Origin of the sequence: Porphyromonas canoris (assembly GCF_000765975.1) — a bacterium.
Lineage (GTDB): Bacteria > Bacteroidota > Bacteroidia > Bacteroidales > Porphyromonadaceae > Porphyromonas_A > Porphyromonas_A canoris.
Genome location: NZ_JQZX01000013.1, coordinates 43,830 through 60,736, shown reverse-complemented (window position 1 = coordinate 60,736; position 16,907 = coordinate 43,830). Strand labels below are relative to the sequence as shown.

Here is a 16,907-nt window from a genome sequence, read left to right as displayed (position 1 = left end):
AAATGAAGTAGTACTTAGTCCGATTTCTTCTTGAAATCTCAAGATACAAAGATAGCAATTTTTCCCACAATTGCGAATGACTTACGGCTCTAAAAACAAGGCGAACCAACCGAAGAAAATCCGATTGGTTCGCCCATTTATATAATCAATTATGCAAAAAAAATCAGAAGGTCCACTTCGCTGCAAGAGTCGGAAGTGCATAGAATTTGTTCGGGTTAAGGAAATTGTAAGAAAGTCTAACCTCTGTACCGAGACTCAAATTGAAATTGTCATGAAATCCGACAAGTTGATTCAAATTGATCCATGCCTGTGGTTCCGAATATACCACCACTCCGTGGCTTTTATCGGAAGCTTTCTTTGTCCAGACATCCACAAATCCGTTCAGGGTAAACACGCGATTCCAGCTGTTCCAACCCCATACGGCAGTAAGCTGCATACCATGATTGGCGTCTTGAACACCCTCTATCGCTTGATCGTAACGGTAGCTGGTGCTTATGCTAAAGTTCTTACTGAAGTCCTTACTTGTCCAAAGGTAAGAAGCACCAACGAGGTAAGCGTTGTTGATGGAGAAGTTTCTATCCACGCCGCCATTGTACTCCAAGTGAAGAGCAACGGGTGCTTTCCAGAACTTCAACTCTCTTGCGATCTCAAAATAAGAGTTTGAGATACCTTTTTCCGTATGAACGAAATCGACAAAAAGGAATGTCTGTCCCCATCTGTCTGCCTTAAAATGTTCTACGGTAGTAACAAAAGAGGGAGTTTTTTCCATATCCTTGTAGAGATGACGCCCTGCTTGATAGTGTGTCTGGATGTTCTGCCCAACGGCTGTAAGGGTTCCCAATAGAAGGGCTACGCCCAAAAGAATTTTCTTCATAAGTATGTATTTATAGTTTGTTTATCCAAATAACAATCCGTTGCAAATTTCGTTTCTATCCTTGAATTATCCAAATCTCCTCCTATTTTTCTCTACGCTCGTTTGGGAAAAGCAGTCTCAGCAGATCCAAACGCTTGATATGGGTCAGAGATTTCCGGATAGCGCCTTTCATCTCCGGCTTGTACCAGAAGAAGTACTGCCTTTGCCGCTCTTTCTGCTCGGATGTAGTAGCGGTGAAGACCCTTTCCATCGTATAAGGATGATACCCTGTGTAGTATATCACAGTGGATACCGTCATGGGTGTAGGCGTAAAGTCTTGCACCTGTTCCAGCTTAAACTGAAGATTTTTAGTGGCTACCGCCAGCTCTGCCATATCTTCTTCCCTGCTTCCTGGATGCGATGATATAAAATAAGGAATCAGCTGTTGCTTGAGACCATACGCTTTATTGATCCGGTCAAACTCCTTTTTGAACGTATAGAAAAGAGAGAAAGAGGGCTTGCGCATCTGCTCCAATACTCTATCCGAAGTGTGTTCCGGCGCCACCTTGAGCCGTCCGGATGTGTGATGAGCTATTACCTCCTCCATATAGGTACGTGCTGCCATCTTCAGCTTTTCATCTTTATACGGATGGAGGAGGAGGTCATATCTTATACCACTCCCGATAAAGCTCTTCTTGACGCCGGGCAAGGCATCCACTTTTTTCAGGATATTATTCAGCGGAGTATGGTCTGCGTTAAGATTCGGACATATATCGGGAAAGATGCAAGAGGGTCTGAGACACTTCTCGCAAGCTTTCAGGTTGCGTCCTTTCATGGCATACATATTTGCACTGGGTCCTCCAAGATCGGAGATATATCCCTTAAAGTCCGGCATGTGAGTGAGACGCTTTGCCTCTTCCAAAATGGAACGTTCACTTCTGGAAACGATAAACTTCCCCTGATGAGCCGAGATGGTACAGAAAGAGCATCCGCCAAAACAGCCACGGTGCATATTCACGGAAAACTTGATCATCTCGTATGCCGGAATGTGTTTACCCTTATACTTCGGATGAGGAAGCCGTGTATAAGGAAGATCGAAAGACTCATCCAACTCCTCCGAAGTCATAACGGGATAAGGCGGATTGACCACTATGTATCCCTCCCCTACCGGCTCTATCAACCTTTTAGCCTTGACGGCATTGCTCTGCTCCTCTATATGTTTGAAGTTGGCTGCATGTTTCTTTTTCGATGCCAACGCCTCCTCGTAGCTGTGAAGCACTATATCATCGCTATCGGGAGCGGGGGTATACGCGCCTTTTTCCAAGTAAGCAAGCTGAGGAATCTTCTTCATCTCCTCGATGCTTCTCCCTTCGGCATAAGCATCAGCCAGCTCCACGATAGGCTTCTCCCCCATACCGTAAATGAGGAAATCTATCGGAGCCATCACCGGCATACCGGGAAGAAGTTTGTCTTGCCAGTAGTCGTAATGCGCCACACGCCTCAACGATGCCTCTATACCGCCTGCCACGATCGGAACATCGGGGTACAGCTCTCTCAAAATCTTGGAATAGACGATGGTCGGATAGTCCGGACGCATATCCGATCTGCCGTCCGGCGTATAGGCATCATTGCTACGAAGTCTTTTGGCAGCGGTATAATGGTTGATCATAGAGTCCATTGCACCGGGCGATATACCGAAAAACAGGCGAGGCCGTCCGAGCTTCTTGAAGTCTCTGAGGTCGTCTCGCCAGTTGGGTTGCGGTACTATCGCCACTTTGTAGCCGTGCTTTTGGAGGATGCGACCAATGACCGCCATTCCGAACGAAGGGTGGTCGATGTATGCATCACCGGCAAAAAGGATGACATCAAGGGTGTCCCATCCCAGTCTTTCCACCTCCTTCTTGGTTGTCGGAAGCCATAAAGAGGGATCGGTAGGATTCTCTTTCTTCAAATTCTCTACTTCTATATCGGTCTAAAATCAGTAGCGGGTGATGATGCCACCCTTTTTGGTATCTGTTGTTGTCGTAGCACTTCCACCGTAATGCTTGAGTGCTTCGGGCAGATACTTATTGATGGCATCTATCCTCTTCTTGTCCGAAGGGTGAGTGCTAAGCATATCGGAGGTCTCTTTGGCTCCTTTGCTCTGCGACATCTTCTCCCAAAACGTTACAGCCATACGAGGGTTATACCCTGCCATTGCCATGAGTGTAAGCCCGATTCTGTCGCTTTCGTACTCGTGTGTACGGCTGTAAGGAAGCATAATAGCCACATTGCTACCGATACCGTACACAGCTCCTGCTACGGCTCTTACCGCTGCGCTCTGCCTGCCAACGGCTAAGCTGAGAGCCTCGGCACCGAGTTGCTGAACAAGAGCCTGCGACATCCGTTCATTGGAATGCTTTGCCAGTGCATGCGCAACCTCATGAGCCATCACCGTAGCCAGTTCATCGTCGGTGGGAGCAAAGCGAAGAATGCCTTCATAAACGACAATCTTCCCTCCCGGCATACAGAATGCGTTGGCCTGATTGGAGGCTACAAGGTTGAACTCCCATCTGTACTGCGATACTTCCGAACCCAGTCCGGCATTTCTAAGGTAAGCCTCTGCCGCCCTGGCAATCCTGTTCCCCACCTCTAACACTCGTCTTGTCTGTGCGGCATTTTTGGAGATAGGAGCTTGAGCGATAAACTCTCTGTACTGATTGGAGCTGAGAGAGAAGATCTGCTGATCCGAAACCAGGTTGAGCTGCTTCCTTCCCGTGAGCGGAACGGTAGAGCATCCCAGCAGAAGCACTCCCATAAGACAAGCCATGGAGAGCTGTTGCACTCTTTCGATATATCTGTTTCTCTTCATTTTATGATTGCTTTGCTTTATTCAAATACGACATCACAGAACGATACAAATGTAACTAAAAAAAATAAGTAACCCGCACGGCATCACCGCTCATGCCGATATAGATATTGAGAGGGCACTCTCCAAAAGAGTTTTCGCGCTCCTCATCTGTTCCGTCATAAACCCTCCTCCACTCCCCCATCACAGCTGTCTCAAACTCCCAAAGGGTCTGCAAAATCTCTTGAAGCCGTCAACAAAATTCATTAAACAGGGACAAAAATCGCTCTGATGCCTTATAGAGTTGGAAATCAAGAGCCGATGGATACAAATCGAGCCTTGATCTCCCAAAATCAAGATTTGATTGCTATAAACCGGAGCACGATTTCAAGATTTTATAAGGTTTAAGAGAAGATCCGAACAGGTTAAAAAGAAGATCCGAAAGCGTTAAAATAAAACTCCCGACGAGGTCTGAATAAAATAGGACAAAAAAGGCCGGATCTCCTGCAAGCATCCTGCCGGCAGCCATACCATAAGAGTTGCCGGACAGAAAGAGCTCCCTAAAGAGGGCAATACAATGTGGCTTTGCACGATCCTATTTCCGGAATGATGTATGTAAAGCACCGGAAAGCTGTTTTTTCTGTATATTTGCTTGTTGAATACCGAATTGCAAACAAGGAAAGTTGTAAGAGAGAACAGATGCTTGGCTTACTAAAAAAAAAGATAGAAGAAGTAGGACAATACTTCTTGCTGATGAAGCGGGTTTTTGAGAGGCCTGACAAGTTTCGTATGTTCCTTCGGGAGATGCTGAAGGAGATGTACAAGCTGGGATATGATTCTCTTTGGATCGTCATCATTATATCTTTCTTCATCGGAGCTGTAATAACCATTCAGTTGGGACTGAACCTCACATCGCCTCTGATACCCAAGTTTACCATCGGGTTCACAACGAGAGAGATAGTGCTGTTGGAATTTTCTTCCACCGTGATGTGCCTTATCCTCGCAGGCAAGATAGGCAGTAGCGTTGCCAGTGAGATAGGAACAATGCGTGTATCGGAGCAGATAGACGCGATAGAAATAATGGGGATAAACTCTGCCAACTTCTTGATTCTTCCGAAGATTGTAGGTATCATGCTCTTCGTTCCGGTATTGGTCTTGATAAGTATGTTTACCGGTATCATCGGTGGCTATATCGCTTGCAGCATCAATCCGGAAATGCCTATCAGTGCATACATTCAGGGGATCCAGTATCTTTTCGAGCCTTATTACCTCTTCTACTCCATGGTCAAGAGCGAAGTGTATGTATTTCTCATCGCTTCCATAGCCGCGTTTTACGGATACTTTGTAAAGGGAGGAGCATTGGAAGTGGGCAAGGCAAGTACCAAAGCGGTGGTATCGAGCAGCATCATGATCCTTGTGGCAGACTTGCTCCTGACCCAACTCATGCTGGTATAGAAGAGCTAAAACGTTAGAATCCGAATAGAGATGATAGAGATAAAAAACGTACAAAAATCTTTTGGCGGAAAGGATGTGTTGAGAGGCATATCCGCTACTTTCGAGTCCGGCAAAACATCTCTGATAATAGGCAAAAGCGGTGCCGGAAAGACTGTACTGCTGAAAAGCATCGTAGGGCTTGTGTTCCCGGACAAAGGCGAGGTGCTATACGATGGCAACTCTATCTATAACCTTTCGGAGAACGAAATGAAGAAGCTGAGACAAGAGGTAGGTATGCTCTTTCAGGGATCGGCTCTGTTCGACAGCATGACAATATTGGAGAATGTGATGTTTCCGCTTGATATGTTCTCTCCACTGCCCAAAGCCCAACGGATAAGTGTGGCAAAAGAGTGTCTTGCCAGGGTTAAGATGGTGGATGCAGGCAAGAAATACCCTGCCGAAGTAAGTGGTGGGATGATGAAGCGAGCAGCCATAGCCAGAGCAATAGCCCTTAAGCCGAAATACCTTTTCTGCGATGAGCCGAACTCCGGACTGGATCCGCAGACCTCTTCGGTTATAGATGATCTTCTGCTCGAAATCACTCACGAGTCCCGCATGACTACTATCATCAACACTCATGATATGAATTCGCTGGAGAAGTTGGGCGAGAAAGTGATATTCGTTCATCGCGGACGCATCGAGTGGGAAGGGAGAGGAAAGGATATCATGAACTCGAACAACGAAAGACTCAAGCAGTTTGTTTTCGTGAACAAAGAATAATGACATAAAACAATAGAGAAATACCATAAAGAGATATAGTATGAACACACATGACAGCGTAGCAGGAAACACCAAGATGGAAAGCGGAGAAGGAAAATCGCTGAACTTCATCGAAGCCATAGTAGAAAAAGATATAAGGGAAGGACTACACGACGGTCGCATACAGACCCGATTTCCTCCGGAACCCAATGGTTACCTTCATATCGGTCATGCCAAAGCGATCTGTATAGATTTCGGTATCGCTGAAAAGTATAATGGTATCTGTAATCTCAGATTCGATGACACCAATCCCATAAAGGAAGATGTGGAGTATGTGGATGCCATAAAAGAAGATATAGAGTGGCTCGGATTCAAATGGGGGGAGATCTTCTACGCATCGGACTACTTCCAACAGCTGTACGACTTCGCCGAAGATCTTATCAAAAAAGGACACGCCTACATCGAGGAGCAGTCCGCAGAGCAGATAGCTGCTCAAAAAGGTACTCCAACCACTCCGGGTATAAACAGTCCGTTCCGCGACAGACCCGTGGAAGAGAGTTTGGATCTATTTAGAAGAATGAACAAAGGAGAGTTTCCGGAAGGTTCTCTGACACTGAGAGCAAAGATAGATATGGCGCATTCCAATATGCACTTTAGGGATCCGATCATCTATCGTATCATCAATGCTCCTCATCATCGTACGGGTACGGCTTGGAAGGTTTATCCTATGTACGACTTTGCTCATGGGCAGTGCGACTATTTTGAAGGTGTTACTCACTCGATATGTACGCTGGAGTTTGTTGTGCACAGACCACTTTACGACTACTTCATAGACCTGCTCATGAAGAGCGATTATCGCCCTCGTCAGTATGAGTTCAACCGTCTCAACCTCACATATACGATGATGAGTAAGCGCAAGCTGCTTCAACTCGTACAGGAGAAAGCCGTTAAGGGATGGGACGATCCTCGTATGCCCACCATCACGGGGCTTAGAAGAAGAGGATATACACCCGAATCCATCCGAAACTTTATAGACAGAATTGGATACACCAAATACGAAGGGGTGGTAGATGTAGGACTGTTGGAGTATGCGGTAAGAGAGGATCTGAACAAGCATGCTACTCGTGTAAGCGTGGTGCTGAACCCCGTTAAGCTGATCATCACCAACTATCCGGAGGATAAGAAAGAGGAGATGGTCGCCATAGACAATCCGGAAGATCCAAACTCCACAACCCATACGGTAACTTTTGCACGCGAGTTGTACATAGAGCAGGAAGACTTTATGGAAAATGCGCCAAAGAAGTATTTCCGTATGACTCCGGGGCAAGATGTGCGTCTTAAAAACGGATACATCGTTACCTGTACCGGCTGCAAGAAGGACGAAACAGGCAAGGTGGTAGAGGTATATGCGGAGTATGATCCAAGCAGCAGGAGTGGATCGGATACTTCAAACCGAAAAGTGAAAGGGACATTGCACTGGGTTGCCGTTGATGATTGTATTGACGTCGAAGTGCGTCTGTATGACAGACTCTTTACGGTAGAGAATCCGTCGGATCCTAAGATTGAAGATTTCAGAGATTATCTCAATCCGGACTCGTTGAAGATCATCACCAATGCCAAAGCGGAAAAGTATTTGGCGGATGCTCAACCCCTGCAACACTTCCAGTTCCAACGCATTGGATACTTCAATGTAGACCCGGATAGCACACCGGATAAAAAGGTCTTTAACCGCACCGTATCGCTAAAAGATACTTGGAGCAAAAAGATAAACTAATAGAAAATCCCATACTAAGAGATAATGAAAACACTGAAATGGATAATGTGGAGCCTCGGTGTCTCTATGCTTTTTTCACTGCAACTCCATGCTCAAAAGAGAACAATAATAGATGAAATAGCTTGGGTGGTGGGAGATGAGACAATCCTGCTATCCGATATAGAGAATCAGCTCATATACCTAAAGCAGAGCGGATCTAAAGTGGATGGCGACCCGATGTGCTTTATTCCCGAACAGATGGCGATACAGAAGCTGTTCTTGAGACAGGCAAAGATAGACAGTATCTCCCCGAACGAGTCTATGGTAATTCAGGCGGCCGAACGCTGGATAAGCCAAAAGATCAATGAAGTGGGGGGAAGAGAAAGACTCGAAGAACTTTTAGGCAGAACCATCTCCCAGATACGTGAAGAGCGTCGCAAGGCACTACGGGAAGAGTCTGTGGTGCAACAGGTACAACAGACCATCATGGGCAATATAAAGGTGTCTCCGTCCGAGGTTAATCGTTTCTATGAAAAGGTAAACAAAGACTCTCTTCCCTTTATGCCGGAAACGGTAGAGGTACAGATCGTAACCATCAAACCCAAGGTGTCGGTAGAGGAGATAGATAAAATCAAAGCCAAACTTCGGTTGTACGCAGCGGAAGTCAATGCCGGCAAGAGAGACTTTTCACTATTGGCCCGGCTCTACTCCCAGGATAAAGGCTCGGCTCTAAAGGGCGGAGAGCTTGGGTTCTATGGTAAAGCGGAGTTGGAACCGGAGTTTGCAAATGTTGCTTTCTCCATGGATCCCAAAAAGGTTTCCCGCATAGTACAGACGAGATATGGCTATCACATCATGCAGTTTATCGAGAAGAAAGGCGATCTTGTGAACGTACGGCACATCATGCTTCGCCCTTCACCTTCCGAAGAAGCAGTTACCGCTGCAACAGCCAGACTCGACTCCATCGCTCACAAAATAGCCGTAGACTCCCTTTCTTTCGCAGATGCCGCAAGGTATCTATCTTATGACGAAGATACGCGAAACAATAGCGGCGTCATGGTAAACAATAAAGCATCCGGCTCCGGACACCTTCAAGGTACAGCCCAATTCCAAATGGAAGATCTTCCACAGGAGATCGGTCCTATCGTCAGCAAAATGAAAGAAGGAGAAGTATCACAGCCGTTTACCTTGGAAGATAAGGATGGCAATACGGTTGTGGCTATTGTGAAGCTGCGCAAACGCAATCCGGGACACAGAGCAAACGTATCTCAGGACTTCCAGATCATCAAAGACTTTGTCTTGCGAGAGAAACAACAACAGGCTCTGAACAAATGGATCCAAGAAAAGCAAGCAGAGACATACATTAAGATAAATCCTAAGTGGCGTCATTGTAAATTCATCTACCCGGGATGGATAAAAGAGTAAGACAGATCGTTTTTTGCTGTATAGCTGCTTTCTTTATTATAGGCGTGGGGGGGGCGACATTGCGTTCCTCCTCTGCTCTGTTGCCCTATTATCAAAACCCTCCGCCCCAACAAAAAAAGAGTCAAGAGGTAGAAAAGATAGAGGCGGAAGCCAGACGATTATGGTACGATAAGGATATCAATCCGGATGCTAAGATATTCACGGGAGATGTCAACTTCTATCATAAAGGAGCAGTAATGAAGTGCGACAGTGCATTGTTGTACGAACAGCGCAACGCCATAGAGTCTTTCGGGAATGTTCATATCGTTCAAGGAGACTCTCTGCACATTACCTGCAACTATCTCGACTACGATGGCATCAGCCTGATAGCTCGTTTGCGTGGCAATGTGATCATGCGACACGGAGAGAATACCCTCTTTACCGACAGTTTGGACTACGACAGAAACATCGGTTTGGGCTACTACTTCGAGGGAGGGACCATAGTGGACTCGCTGAACACACTCACCTCCCAGTACGGAGAGTACTATACGGACAACAAGACAGCCATATTCAAATTTGATGTGAAGCTGGAAAACCCCAACTTCACACTCTATTCCGACAAGCTCTTTTACAATACGGAGACTAAGGTTGCAGATATTAAAAGCCCCTCTCGCATCGTAGGAGACAGCGGATATATCCTCACATCCAAAGGAGTATACGACACTCAAAGAGACATCGCTTACCTTTTGGACAAGAGCAAACTCTATTCAGGCTCTCGCACTGCTACGGGAGACTCTATGGTGTATAGCCGTAGCGAATCTCTGGCAAAGCTCTTCGGGAACGTAGAGCTGAAAGATACAGCCGAAAACGTATCGCTTCACGGAGAGTATGCGGAGTACCATGAAAAAGAGGGCAAAGGCTTGGCAAGAGACAACGCTTACGTGATGGACTTCTCCTCCAAAGACACGCTTTGGGCGCACGCATTGGAGATGCAGCTGATACGAGACACCATCAACGGAGACATTGTAAAGGGCTTGGAGAATGTTCGGATATATCGAAAGGATGTTCAAGCCGTGTCCGACACTCTCCTTTACCGCTCCAAAGACTCCGTTTTGAACCTTCTGGGCAAGCCCATTATATGGAGCGACAGTTCACAAATATCGGGAGACACCATCCGTCTGTTCATGAAAGACGGCAACCCGTACAAGGCACAGATCTCGAACAATGCGTTGGTCTCCATGGAGCTGACCGAGGATCTCTTCTATAACCAAATGGTTGGAAACGAAATCCTTGCCTATTTTAATGACAACAAGATGGACTCTGTCCGAACCAGTGGAAACGCTGAAACCATCTACTATACCGTAGAAGGAGACTCTGTTGTCTCCTCTCAGGTTCGCGTTCAGAGCGCATCCATACTGATGCTGTTCCAGAAAGAGGAGTTGGAGTCTATCTCTTTCCTTGAAAAGACAAAAGGCATCGTCAATCCTATTTTCCTTGTAGAAAGTAAAAATTACAACTTCCCAAACTTCTTCTGGTTTGCTACCGGACGTCCGCTCTTTCCGAAAGATATTTTCCGGACAACCCCAAACAGAGGCAAGAAAGAAGATAAAGAGAAGAAAGAAGAAAGCTCCGGAACAGAGTCTCTCAATATTACTAACAGAGAAGAAGAATCTTAACCATGAAATCTTTTTTTAATCCTCAAAAGCCTAAAAGCTTCAGATACTCCTACATCTATACAGATGTCAGGAAGCAGGAGCTGGAAAAGCGCGTAAGACGCATCCAGAGAGAGCTGAACGGAGACGAGGCCTCTCTTTCTGCGGAAGACTATAAAGATCTCATCGAAGGCTCTATCTCCAAACAGTCCAAGCATCTCCAACGCAGTAAAGACAAGGGACAGAGCAAGGAGAGCCGTGCAAAGTCCAACTGGTGGATGCTTCTTCTTCTTGTGGTGCTTGCTGTGCTCTTTTACGTCCTATATTACAGATAAACCTGCTGTATGAAGAATGTCATCAATCTTCTGCCTGATAATATTGCCAATCAAATAGCAGCCGGAGAGGTCATACAACGACCCGCATCCGTCATAAAGGAATTGGTCGAAAACAGTATAGATGCAGGAGCCACAGAGATAGAGATAGAAGTCTTGGATGCCGGGCGCACCCTTCTCCGCGTTATAGACAACGGGAAGGGGATGTCTCCCATAGATGCCCGAATGGCTTTCGAGAGACACGCCACCAGCAAGATAAAGACAGCCGATGACCTCTTCCGCCTTTGTACTATGGGCTTTCGGGGAGAGGCATTGCCCTCGATAGCAGCCGTGGCAGAGGTGGAGCTTATCACCCGCCAACACGATGAAGATACCGGTGTGCGCATAGAGCTCAAAGGAGGTCGGGTTATCTCCAACGAGATAGCCACTTGTCCCCCCGGATCCATCTTCTCGGTAAAGAACATCTTTCACGAGATACCGGCTCGCCGCAAGTTTCTAAAGACCAACGACACTGAGTTCAGGCGCATACAGACCGAAATATACCGTATTGCCGCAGTCTGCCCACAGATCAGATTTCGCCTCTTGCATCAGGAAAAGGTTATCTTCGACTACCATCCGGGCGAACTTAAAAAGCGTCTCCTCGACCTCTTCGGGCACAGACTGGAGAACAAAATACTCAAGATAGAAGCCGAGACTCCTCTTGTCCGTATCAGCGGATTCACAAGTACGCCATCCGAATGCCGTAAAAGAGGAGCGCAGCAATACTTCTTTGTAAATGACCGATTCATGAAGCACTCCTACTTTCATCGGATGCTCATGAATGCTTATGAGGGAATGATTCCATCGGGAGATATGCCAGACTACTTTATCTACCTCTATGTCGATCCCTCCTCAATAGACGTAAATATTCACCCGACTAAGACCGAAATAAAGTTCGAGAACGAAACCTATATCGGGCAGATACTCAATACCGTCCTTCGAGAGACGCTCATGAAAGGAGCAGTGGCGCATGCCATAGACTTCACTCAAGACAAGATAGACATTCCGAACTATAAATCTCTTTTAGATAACGAGTTGGTAGAACCCAAAATTGGAGGAGAAAACACGGACTATATCCCTTCATTCGACCCGGACGACTATAAAGATTTCGGAGGTTTCGAGTTGGAAAAGGATGTGGAATGGGAAGCCTTCTACAAAGACTTTGAAAAAGATTCCGGCATAACGACATCACCCCCCGGCGGCATCAGACTAAAGAGGCGCACTTCCTCCCTCTCCTCTTCCGTATCACAAGAGCCGGAGACAGCTGCTTCCGTATTCACGTCTCGCTCTTCATCCCTAAAGCCGGACGACACAACACATACAGACTCGCTCCTGACCCCTGCTCCCCAAGAGAGAGAAAGCCTGTCGGATGAGCCGGAGAGAGAGTCTCTCATCATCCTTCGCCAGCGATATATCATCACTATGGATGAGGATAGTCTTTCTATTATAGATGCTCATCAGGCGGCAAGAGCTATTTCGCACCACAAATATATGGCACGTCTTCTTGCCTCTAAGCCGGTATCTCAACCGCTGATGTTCCCTGAACTTCTCACGCTCAACACTCAAGAGGCACATCTTTTACACAGATACATGGATGAATTGAGTGAAGTAGGCTACGACCTTACCGATATGGGAGGGAACACATTCAGCTTGGTAGCCATTCCGGAAGGAATGCCGACAGATCCCGATCTTCTTGTCCAGATACTGTATGAAAGTAAGCACTTGGAAAAGAAATCAAAAGAGATTGTCCTCGAACAGATTGTTACTTCGATGGTAAAAGCTTTACACAAAAGAGTTACACCTATTCTGCGAAAACAGGAAGCACAAAAACTTCTCTACTCCCTACGTAAACTGTCAGAAACCAGAGTTACTTTTGATGGACATACAATCTTTTCTAAAATAACGGCAGAAGAAATACAAAAAAGATTTGGATAAGCAACTCCCTACGAGGATAAATTTATCCGTTCATATCTGCGCCATTAAATCTATTTTTTGTATCTTTGCAACGTGAAGTCCGTATTTCCATTACAAAACATATAAAATAGTTCTTCTAAATAACAATAAATATTCCAACAAAGGTTCTACACAAAATATCTGTTTTGTTTTTAGTTATTGTTGCGGACAAACTAAATCAAATTTTTGATTTATAAAAAGACATAGCACCTTAGTTGGTTTTTTTGAATATATGACTACAAAAATAGAAACTCTTAAAGATGCCCTTTCGCATCGCCATTCTCATTATGCTATCCGTCCGGAATGGGTAGCTCCACGCGAAGCCGTCGAAGACCTTCTCGGTCATGTTCTACAAAACATACCTTCAGCTTTCAACTCTCAACCTGTTCGTATGGTACTTCTTACGGAAGAAGCGCATACCGCTCACTGGGAACTTATAGAAAAGGCATTGATAGGGTTTATGGGGCAAGAGAAGTACGAAGCTAATACAGCACCTAAAGTACGTCAAGCTTTTGCAAGCGGTGTCGGCACTATTCTTTTCTTTGATGTACCTTCTGTCACAGAAGGTCTTCAAGCATCTTTCCCCGCATACGCTGCAAACTTTCCTCTTTGGGCTCAACAGACTCAGGGCTCTCACCAATACGCCGTATGGATGGGTCTGGATGTACTTGGCTTTGGAGTAAATCTTCAGCACTACATCGGTATGATAGACGATGAAATCAAGACCCTTGCAGGTGTAGACCCTTCATGGGTACTCACAGCACAGATGCCTTTCGGAGCGCCGGTTGAAGAGGTGAGTGCAAAAGAAAAACTCTCTCTTGCAGAGACACTTATAGTGAAGTAAAACAGAAGATAGAAGATTCGTTTTATCTACAATTCTACACTCGGGTAAGATAAAATCACCCGATTCAGATGGCACTATATGTAAAAAGCGAGATAATGCTCACTTTACATATAGTGCTTTCGTTTCACTTGGGAAATTACTTAAGTTACATGGCTTCATAGTATGTTGTTCCCAGAAGAAGAGATATAAAACAATCCTCACACTCTTCAGAACATCTCTACGGATAGATTGTCGATAACCAATTTATAAAAAGCTATACACAATCCACATAAGATTTAATTAACATGAAAAATTTTGTAATTCACAAATCAGAAACACGTGGTAAAGCTAACTTCGGATGGTTAGAATCCTATCACACTTTTAGCTTTGGCAACTACTACAATCCCGAACGCATACACTTCGGTGCACTTAGAGTAATCAATGATGATACCGTTGCAGCAGGAATGGGCTTTGGTAAACATCCGCACGACAATATGGAGATTATCAGCATTCCTTTGGAGGGAGATCTTGAACACAAAGATACTCTTGGTAATATTGCTGTGATCAAGCAGGGAGATATTCAAGTCATGAGTGCCGGGACAGGTATTCAGCACAGTGAATATAATAGGAACAAAGATCGTCTGACCAAATTTTTACAGATTTGGATCTTCCCAAACAAAAAAAATGTTGCTCCTCGCTACGATCAAAAAAGCTTGGATGTAAACAGCATGATCAACCGATTCCACCAAATCCTCTCCCCCGATCCGAATGATGAAGGGGTATGGATACACCAAAATGCATGGTTCCATATGGGAAAGTTTGACCACGGCACAACATCCGAATACAAGATAAAGCACAAAGGCAACGGCGTCTATGCCTTTATCATAAAAGGTAAAGCCACTATTTCGGGCCACTCGCTCTCAACAAGAGACGGTCTCGGTATTTGGGATATAGACACTCTCTCCGTGACGTCCGATGCTTCGGGCACCGAAATACTTCTTATGGAAGTACCTATGACTGCCTGATCAGAGCAATACAGAAAACAGACACAAAATAAGACAACATCAAACACACAATATCATTATGGATAGAAACAAAGATTTAGGCATTTTGATCCTCCGACTCTCGATCGGGGTGATGATGCTGTTGCATGGCATCGCCAAACTACAAGGAGGCATGGGCCCCGTACAAGGGATGCTTGAAGCAAAAAGCCTACCTGCATTTATCGCCTATGGTGTATATATAGGAGAGATTCTGGCACCTCTTCTGCTGATACTTGGAGCAAGGACACGCTTAGCGGCACTCCTGTTCGTATTTAATTGTATTGCCATTATCTGGTTAGGAGGGCACCCCGTTTTTTCTCTCAATCAGTACGGAGGATGGGGGGCAGAACTACCCGGACTCTTCTTATTCGGGGCTCTTGCTCTATTCTTTACAGGCGGAGGGAAATATGCCGTCTCTACAAAAAATAAGTGGGACTGATACTACCATAACACAAGAGCGAAACATTACTGTTTCGCTCTTCTATTTATCTCCAAGTTATCTCCAAGCTCCGATTCTACTCTCTTTTTCTCGGCACGCGTTTGCGCTCTTGCTCTCTCTTCGAATATTCCCATGCTTTCCTTCCGTCATTCCTCTTTTGCAGCTTCTATGCCGCAACAACATCCGAAATCGGACCTCTTCTTATCAATTACTTCACCACCCAAAGTCTCAGCCCACTCAAATCCGATAAACGAACAGACAACAGCATGGCAAAGAAACTAAAGGAGTATTATAATCAGGAGTATTGCCTCTTTCTTGGACATAAAATAGCATCGGTATATCCTCCGTTTGATACCGGCAAGTTTATCAACTTGGTATCGCAACGGCTGGAGTTCTTAGAGTTCAACGACAGACAAATCCTCATTGCCACTGCGCTCAAAGCATGCCTGCCTGAGAGCTACGAACAGACACTAAGTATCTTCATCCGGATTCTCGGACCGGAAGTCGAAGGGAGCTTAGGTATGTTCAGCAAGGGGTGGTGGCTTTGGCCCGTGGGCAAGTTCGTAGAGCTATACGGAGACACTCACTTCGAGCCGAGCACGGCATTCAGCAAAGAGCTGACCAAAAGATTCACAGGCGAATACTGTATGCGTCCGATCCTCATTCGATTTCCTGAAAAGACCATGAGGCTGATGTTGGAGTGGAGCAAAGACGAGCATCAAAGAGTACGTCGATTGGCAAGCGAATGCCTCCGCATATACCTCCCATGGTCAAAGAAAACAGATGTCGCGCTACGGCACTTCGATCTCTACCGGAGGATTCTCTCCAACCTAAGGAACGATCCGGACAAAACCATCCAAAAGAGCGTTGCCAACAATCTGAACGATCTTTACAAAGCCGATCCTCTAAAGTTTGAGCAGATCATTACCGACTGGGAAAGCCCGGACATGACAAAGGCGTGCGCATGGATCATCAAGCATGCCTCTCGCACCAAGAACAAAGATGCCATGTGCTCTTCGTGCGAAGAAAAATAAACAGATAATAGCCGAAAAACCGGAGCCAAGATTAGAAAAGCCTTCAACAGATACCTTTTGCAGACACCCCACAAAGATCAACATGGCAGGAAAGGCTAAGCAAAGTACACATCAATAAGGCTCCGCAAAAAACGTCATACATAAATCGTTTCTCATGCTCTCTTGTTCACAAGAGAATAATCACTGACAGATCCACAAAACACCCCTCTCTTCATCTGAAACAGTGTAAAGAATTTATAGTCTGACCATATTTCAAATTTCCAAAGAACCTGTTCACTTCCTTCGGTGAATACGTTTAACAAGAGAAATCAAAGCTCGGTTGGTAAAAATCAAGTCATAATTTCCAGAATCCAAACTTTGATTTTCAGCAACCAAGACTCACTTCATATTTCTAAACACCTTTCACCTATCTTTCTAACACGTTCAAATGATTTTCTAAACAGCTACAATCCGACTATTCATTTATCTTAAAATTATAGGGAATCAAATATAGAAATAAAAACAGCCAATTATCGGATTCGTATAACTTCCGATAATTGGCGACTGAGATTAGTAGCAACGA

The 16,907-nt window shown here is 45.4% G+C and carries 15 protein-coding genes; 11 read left to right on the top strand and 4 right to left on the bottom strand.

The window, feature by feature from the left end; all coding sequences use genetic code 11:
- Positions 1-163 precede the first annotated feature (163 nt).
- The 4 genes from HQ29_RS08235 to HQ29_RS10435 form a co-directional block, all read right to left on the bottom strand.
- Entirely contained in the window at positions 164-874 is a 711-nt protein-coding gene (locus tag HQ29_RS08235; RefSeq protein ID WP_036788577.1) for a DUF5020 family protein, read from the bottom strand.
- Between the two features lie 82 nt (positions 875-956).
- Positions 957-2,804 (bottom strand): YgiQ family radical SAM protein, encoded by a 1,848-nt coding sequence (locus tag HQ29_RS08230; RefSeq protein ID WP_036869140.1) that lies wholly within the window; start codon positions 2,802-2,804, stop codon positions 957-959.
- A 27-nt stretch (positions 2,805-2,831) separates the two neighbouring features.
- Complete coding sequence (locus tag HQ29_RS08225; protein ID WP_052090024.1) at positions 2,832-3,704, bottom strand: M48 family metallopeptidase; 873 nt, start codon at positions 3,702-3,704, stop codon at positions 2,832-2,834.
- 55 nt (positions 3,705-3,759) lie between these two features.
- A complete protein-coding gene (locus HQ29_RS10435) occupies positions 3,760-3,918 on the bottom strand; it encodes a hypothetical protein (RefSeq protein WP_161781573.1) in 159 nt (52 codons plus the stop codon).
- 461 nt (positions 3,919-4,379) lie between these two features.
- On the opposite strand from HQ29_RS10435, the gene HQ29_RS08220 reads away from it, so the two are divergent.
- The 11 genes from HQ29_RS08220 (at position 4,380) to HQ29_RS08170 (ending at position 16,345) form a co-directional block, all read left to right on the top strand.
- Positions 4,380-5,135, top strand: coding sequence for an MlaE family ABC transporter permease (locus HQ29_RS08220; RefSeq protein WP_036789020.1), 756 nt, complete (start codon positions 4,380-4,382; stop codon positions 5,133-5,135).
- Positions 5,136-5,165: 30 nt separating this feature from the next.
- The gene (locus HQ29_RS08215) at positions 5,166-5,894 is read left to right on the top strand and encodes an ABC transporter ATP-binding protein (RefSeq protein ID WP_036869138.1); all 729 of its coding nucleotides are present in this window, start codon (positions 5,166-5,168) and stop codon (positions 5,892-5,894) included.
- 40 nt (positions 5,895-5,934) lie between these two features.
- Positions 5,935-7,647 carry a glutamine--tRNA ligase/YqeY domain fusion protein gene (locus HQ29_RS08210; protein WP_082226865.1) on the top strand — a complete coding sequence of 571 codons (1,713 nt, stop codon included), beginning with the start codon at positions 5,935-5,937 and terminating at the stop codon, positions 7,645-7,647.
- 24 nt (positions 7,648-7,671) lie between these two features.
- A complete protein-coding gene (locus HQ29_RS08205; protein WP_052090022.1) occupies positions 7,672-9,051 on the top strand; it encodes a peptidylprolyl isomerase in 1,380 nt (459 codons plus the stop codon).
- Positions 9,036-10,706 carry an OstA-like protein gene (locus HQ29_RS08200; RefSeq protein ID WP_052090020.1) on the top strand — a complete coding sequence of 557 codons (1,671 nt, stop codon included), beginning with the start codon at positions 9,036-9,038 and terminating at the stop codon, positions 10,704-10,706. The genes HQ29_RS08205 and HQ29_RS08200 overlap by 16 nt, the downstream gene beginning before the upstream one ends.
- A 2-nt stretch (positions 10,707-10,708) precedes the next feature.
- On the top strand, positions 10,709-11,017 hold the full coding sequence (locus tag HQ29_RS08195) for a hypothetical protein (RefSeq protein WP_052079580.1): 309 nt from the start codon (positions 10,709-10,711) through the stop codon (positions 11,015-11,017).
- A 9-nt stretch (positions 11,018-11,026) separates the two neighbouring features.
- Positions 11,027-12,988 (top strand): DNA mismatch repair endonuclease MutL, encoded by a 1,962-nt coding sequence (mutL, locus tag HQ29_RS08190; protein WP_036869136.1) that lies wholly within the window; start codon positions 11,027-11,029, stop codon positions 12,986-12,988.
- 250 nt (positions 12,989-13,238) lie between these two features.
- A complete protein-coding gene (locus tag HQ29_RS08185; RefSeq protein WP_036869134.1) occupies positions 13,239-13,850 on the top strand; it encodes a nitroreductase family protein in 612 nt (203 codons plus the stop codon).
- Between the two features lie 284 nt (positions 13,851-14,134).
- Entirely contained in the window at positions 14,135-14,854 is a 720-nt protein-coding gene (locus tag HQ29_RS08180) for a pirin family protein (protein WP_036788563.1), read from the top strand.
- Positions 14,855-14,912: 58 nt separating this feature from the next.
- Entirely contained in the window at positions 14,913-15,311 is a 399-nt protein-coding gene (locus HQ29_RS08175) for a DoxX family protein (protein ID WP_200878524.1), read from the top strand.
- A gap of 266 nt (positions 15,312-15,577) precedes the next feature.
- Positions 15,578-16,345, top strand: a complete 768-nt coding sequence (locus HQ29_RS08170; RefSeq protein WP_036869132.1) for a DNA alkylation repair protein — start codon at positions 15,578-15,580, stop codon at positions 16,343-16,345.
- The last annotated feature ends 562 nt before the right edge of the window (positions 16,346-16,907 follow it).

Bases quoted from the DNA above. Each gene is read 5' to 3' on its own strand.
- mutL (WP_036869136.1), top strand. From the start codon at position 11,027: ATGAAGAATGTCATCAATCTTCTGCCTGATAATATTGCCAATCAAATA.
- HQ29_RS08195 (WP_052079580.1), top strand. From the start codon at position 10,709: ATGAAATCTTTTTTTAATCCTCAAAAGCCTAAAAGCTTCAGATACTCC.
- HQ29_RS08170 (WP_036869132.1), top strand. From the start codon at position 15,578: ATGGCAAAGAAACTAAAGGAGTATTATAATCAGGAGTATTGCCTCTTT.
- HQ29_RS08235 (WP_036788577.1), bottom strand. From the start codon at position 874: ATGAAGAAAATTCTTTTGGGCGTAGCCCTTCTATTGGGAACCCTTACA.
- HQ29_RS08175 (WP_200878524.1), top strand. From the start codon at position 14,913: ATGGATAGAAACAAAGATTTAGGCATTTTGATCCTCCGACTCTCGATC.
- HQ29_RS08210 (WP_082226865.1), top strand. From the start codon at position 5,935: ATGAACACACATGACAGCGTAGCAGGAAACACCAAGATGGAAAGCGGA.
- HQ29_RS08220 (WP_036789020.1), top strand. From the start codon at position 4,380: ATGCTTGGCTTACTAAAAAAAAAGATAGAAGAAGTAGGACAATACTTC.
- HQ29_RS08225 (WP_052090024.1), bottom strand. From the start codon at position 3,704: ATGAAGAGAAACAGATATATCGAAAGAGTGCAACAGCTCTCCATGGCT.
- HQ29_RS08185 (WP_036869134.1), top strand. From the start codon at position 13,239: ATGACTACAAAAATAGAAACTCTTAAAGATGCCCTTTCGCATCGCCAT.
- HQ29_RS08205 (WP_052090022.1), top strand. From the start codon at position 7,672: ATGAAAACACTGAAATGGATAATGTGGAGCCTCGGTGTCTCTATGCTT.
- HQ29_RS08215 (WP_036869138.1), top strand. From the start codon at position 5,166: ATGATAGAGATAAAAAACGTACAAAAATCTTTTGGCGGAAAGGATGTG.
- HQ29_RS08200 (WP_052090020.1), top strand. From the start codon at position 9,036: ATGGATAAAAGAGTAAGACAGATCGTTTTTTGCTGTATAGCTGCTTTC.
- HQ29_RS08180 (WP_036788563.1), top strand. From the start codon at position 14,135: ATGAAAAATTTTGTAATTCACAAATCAGAAACACGTGGTAAAGCTAAC.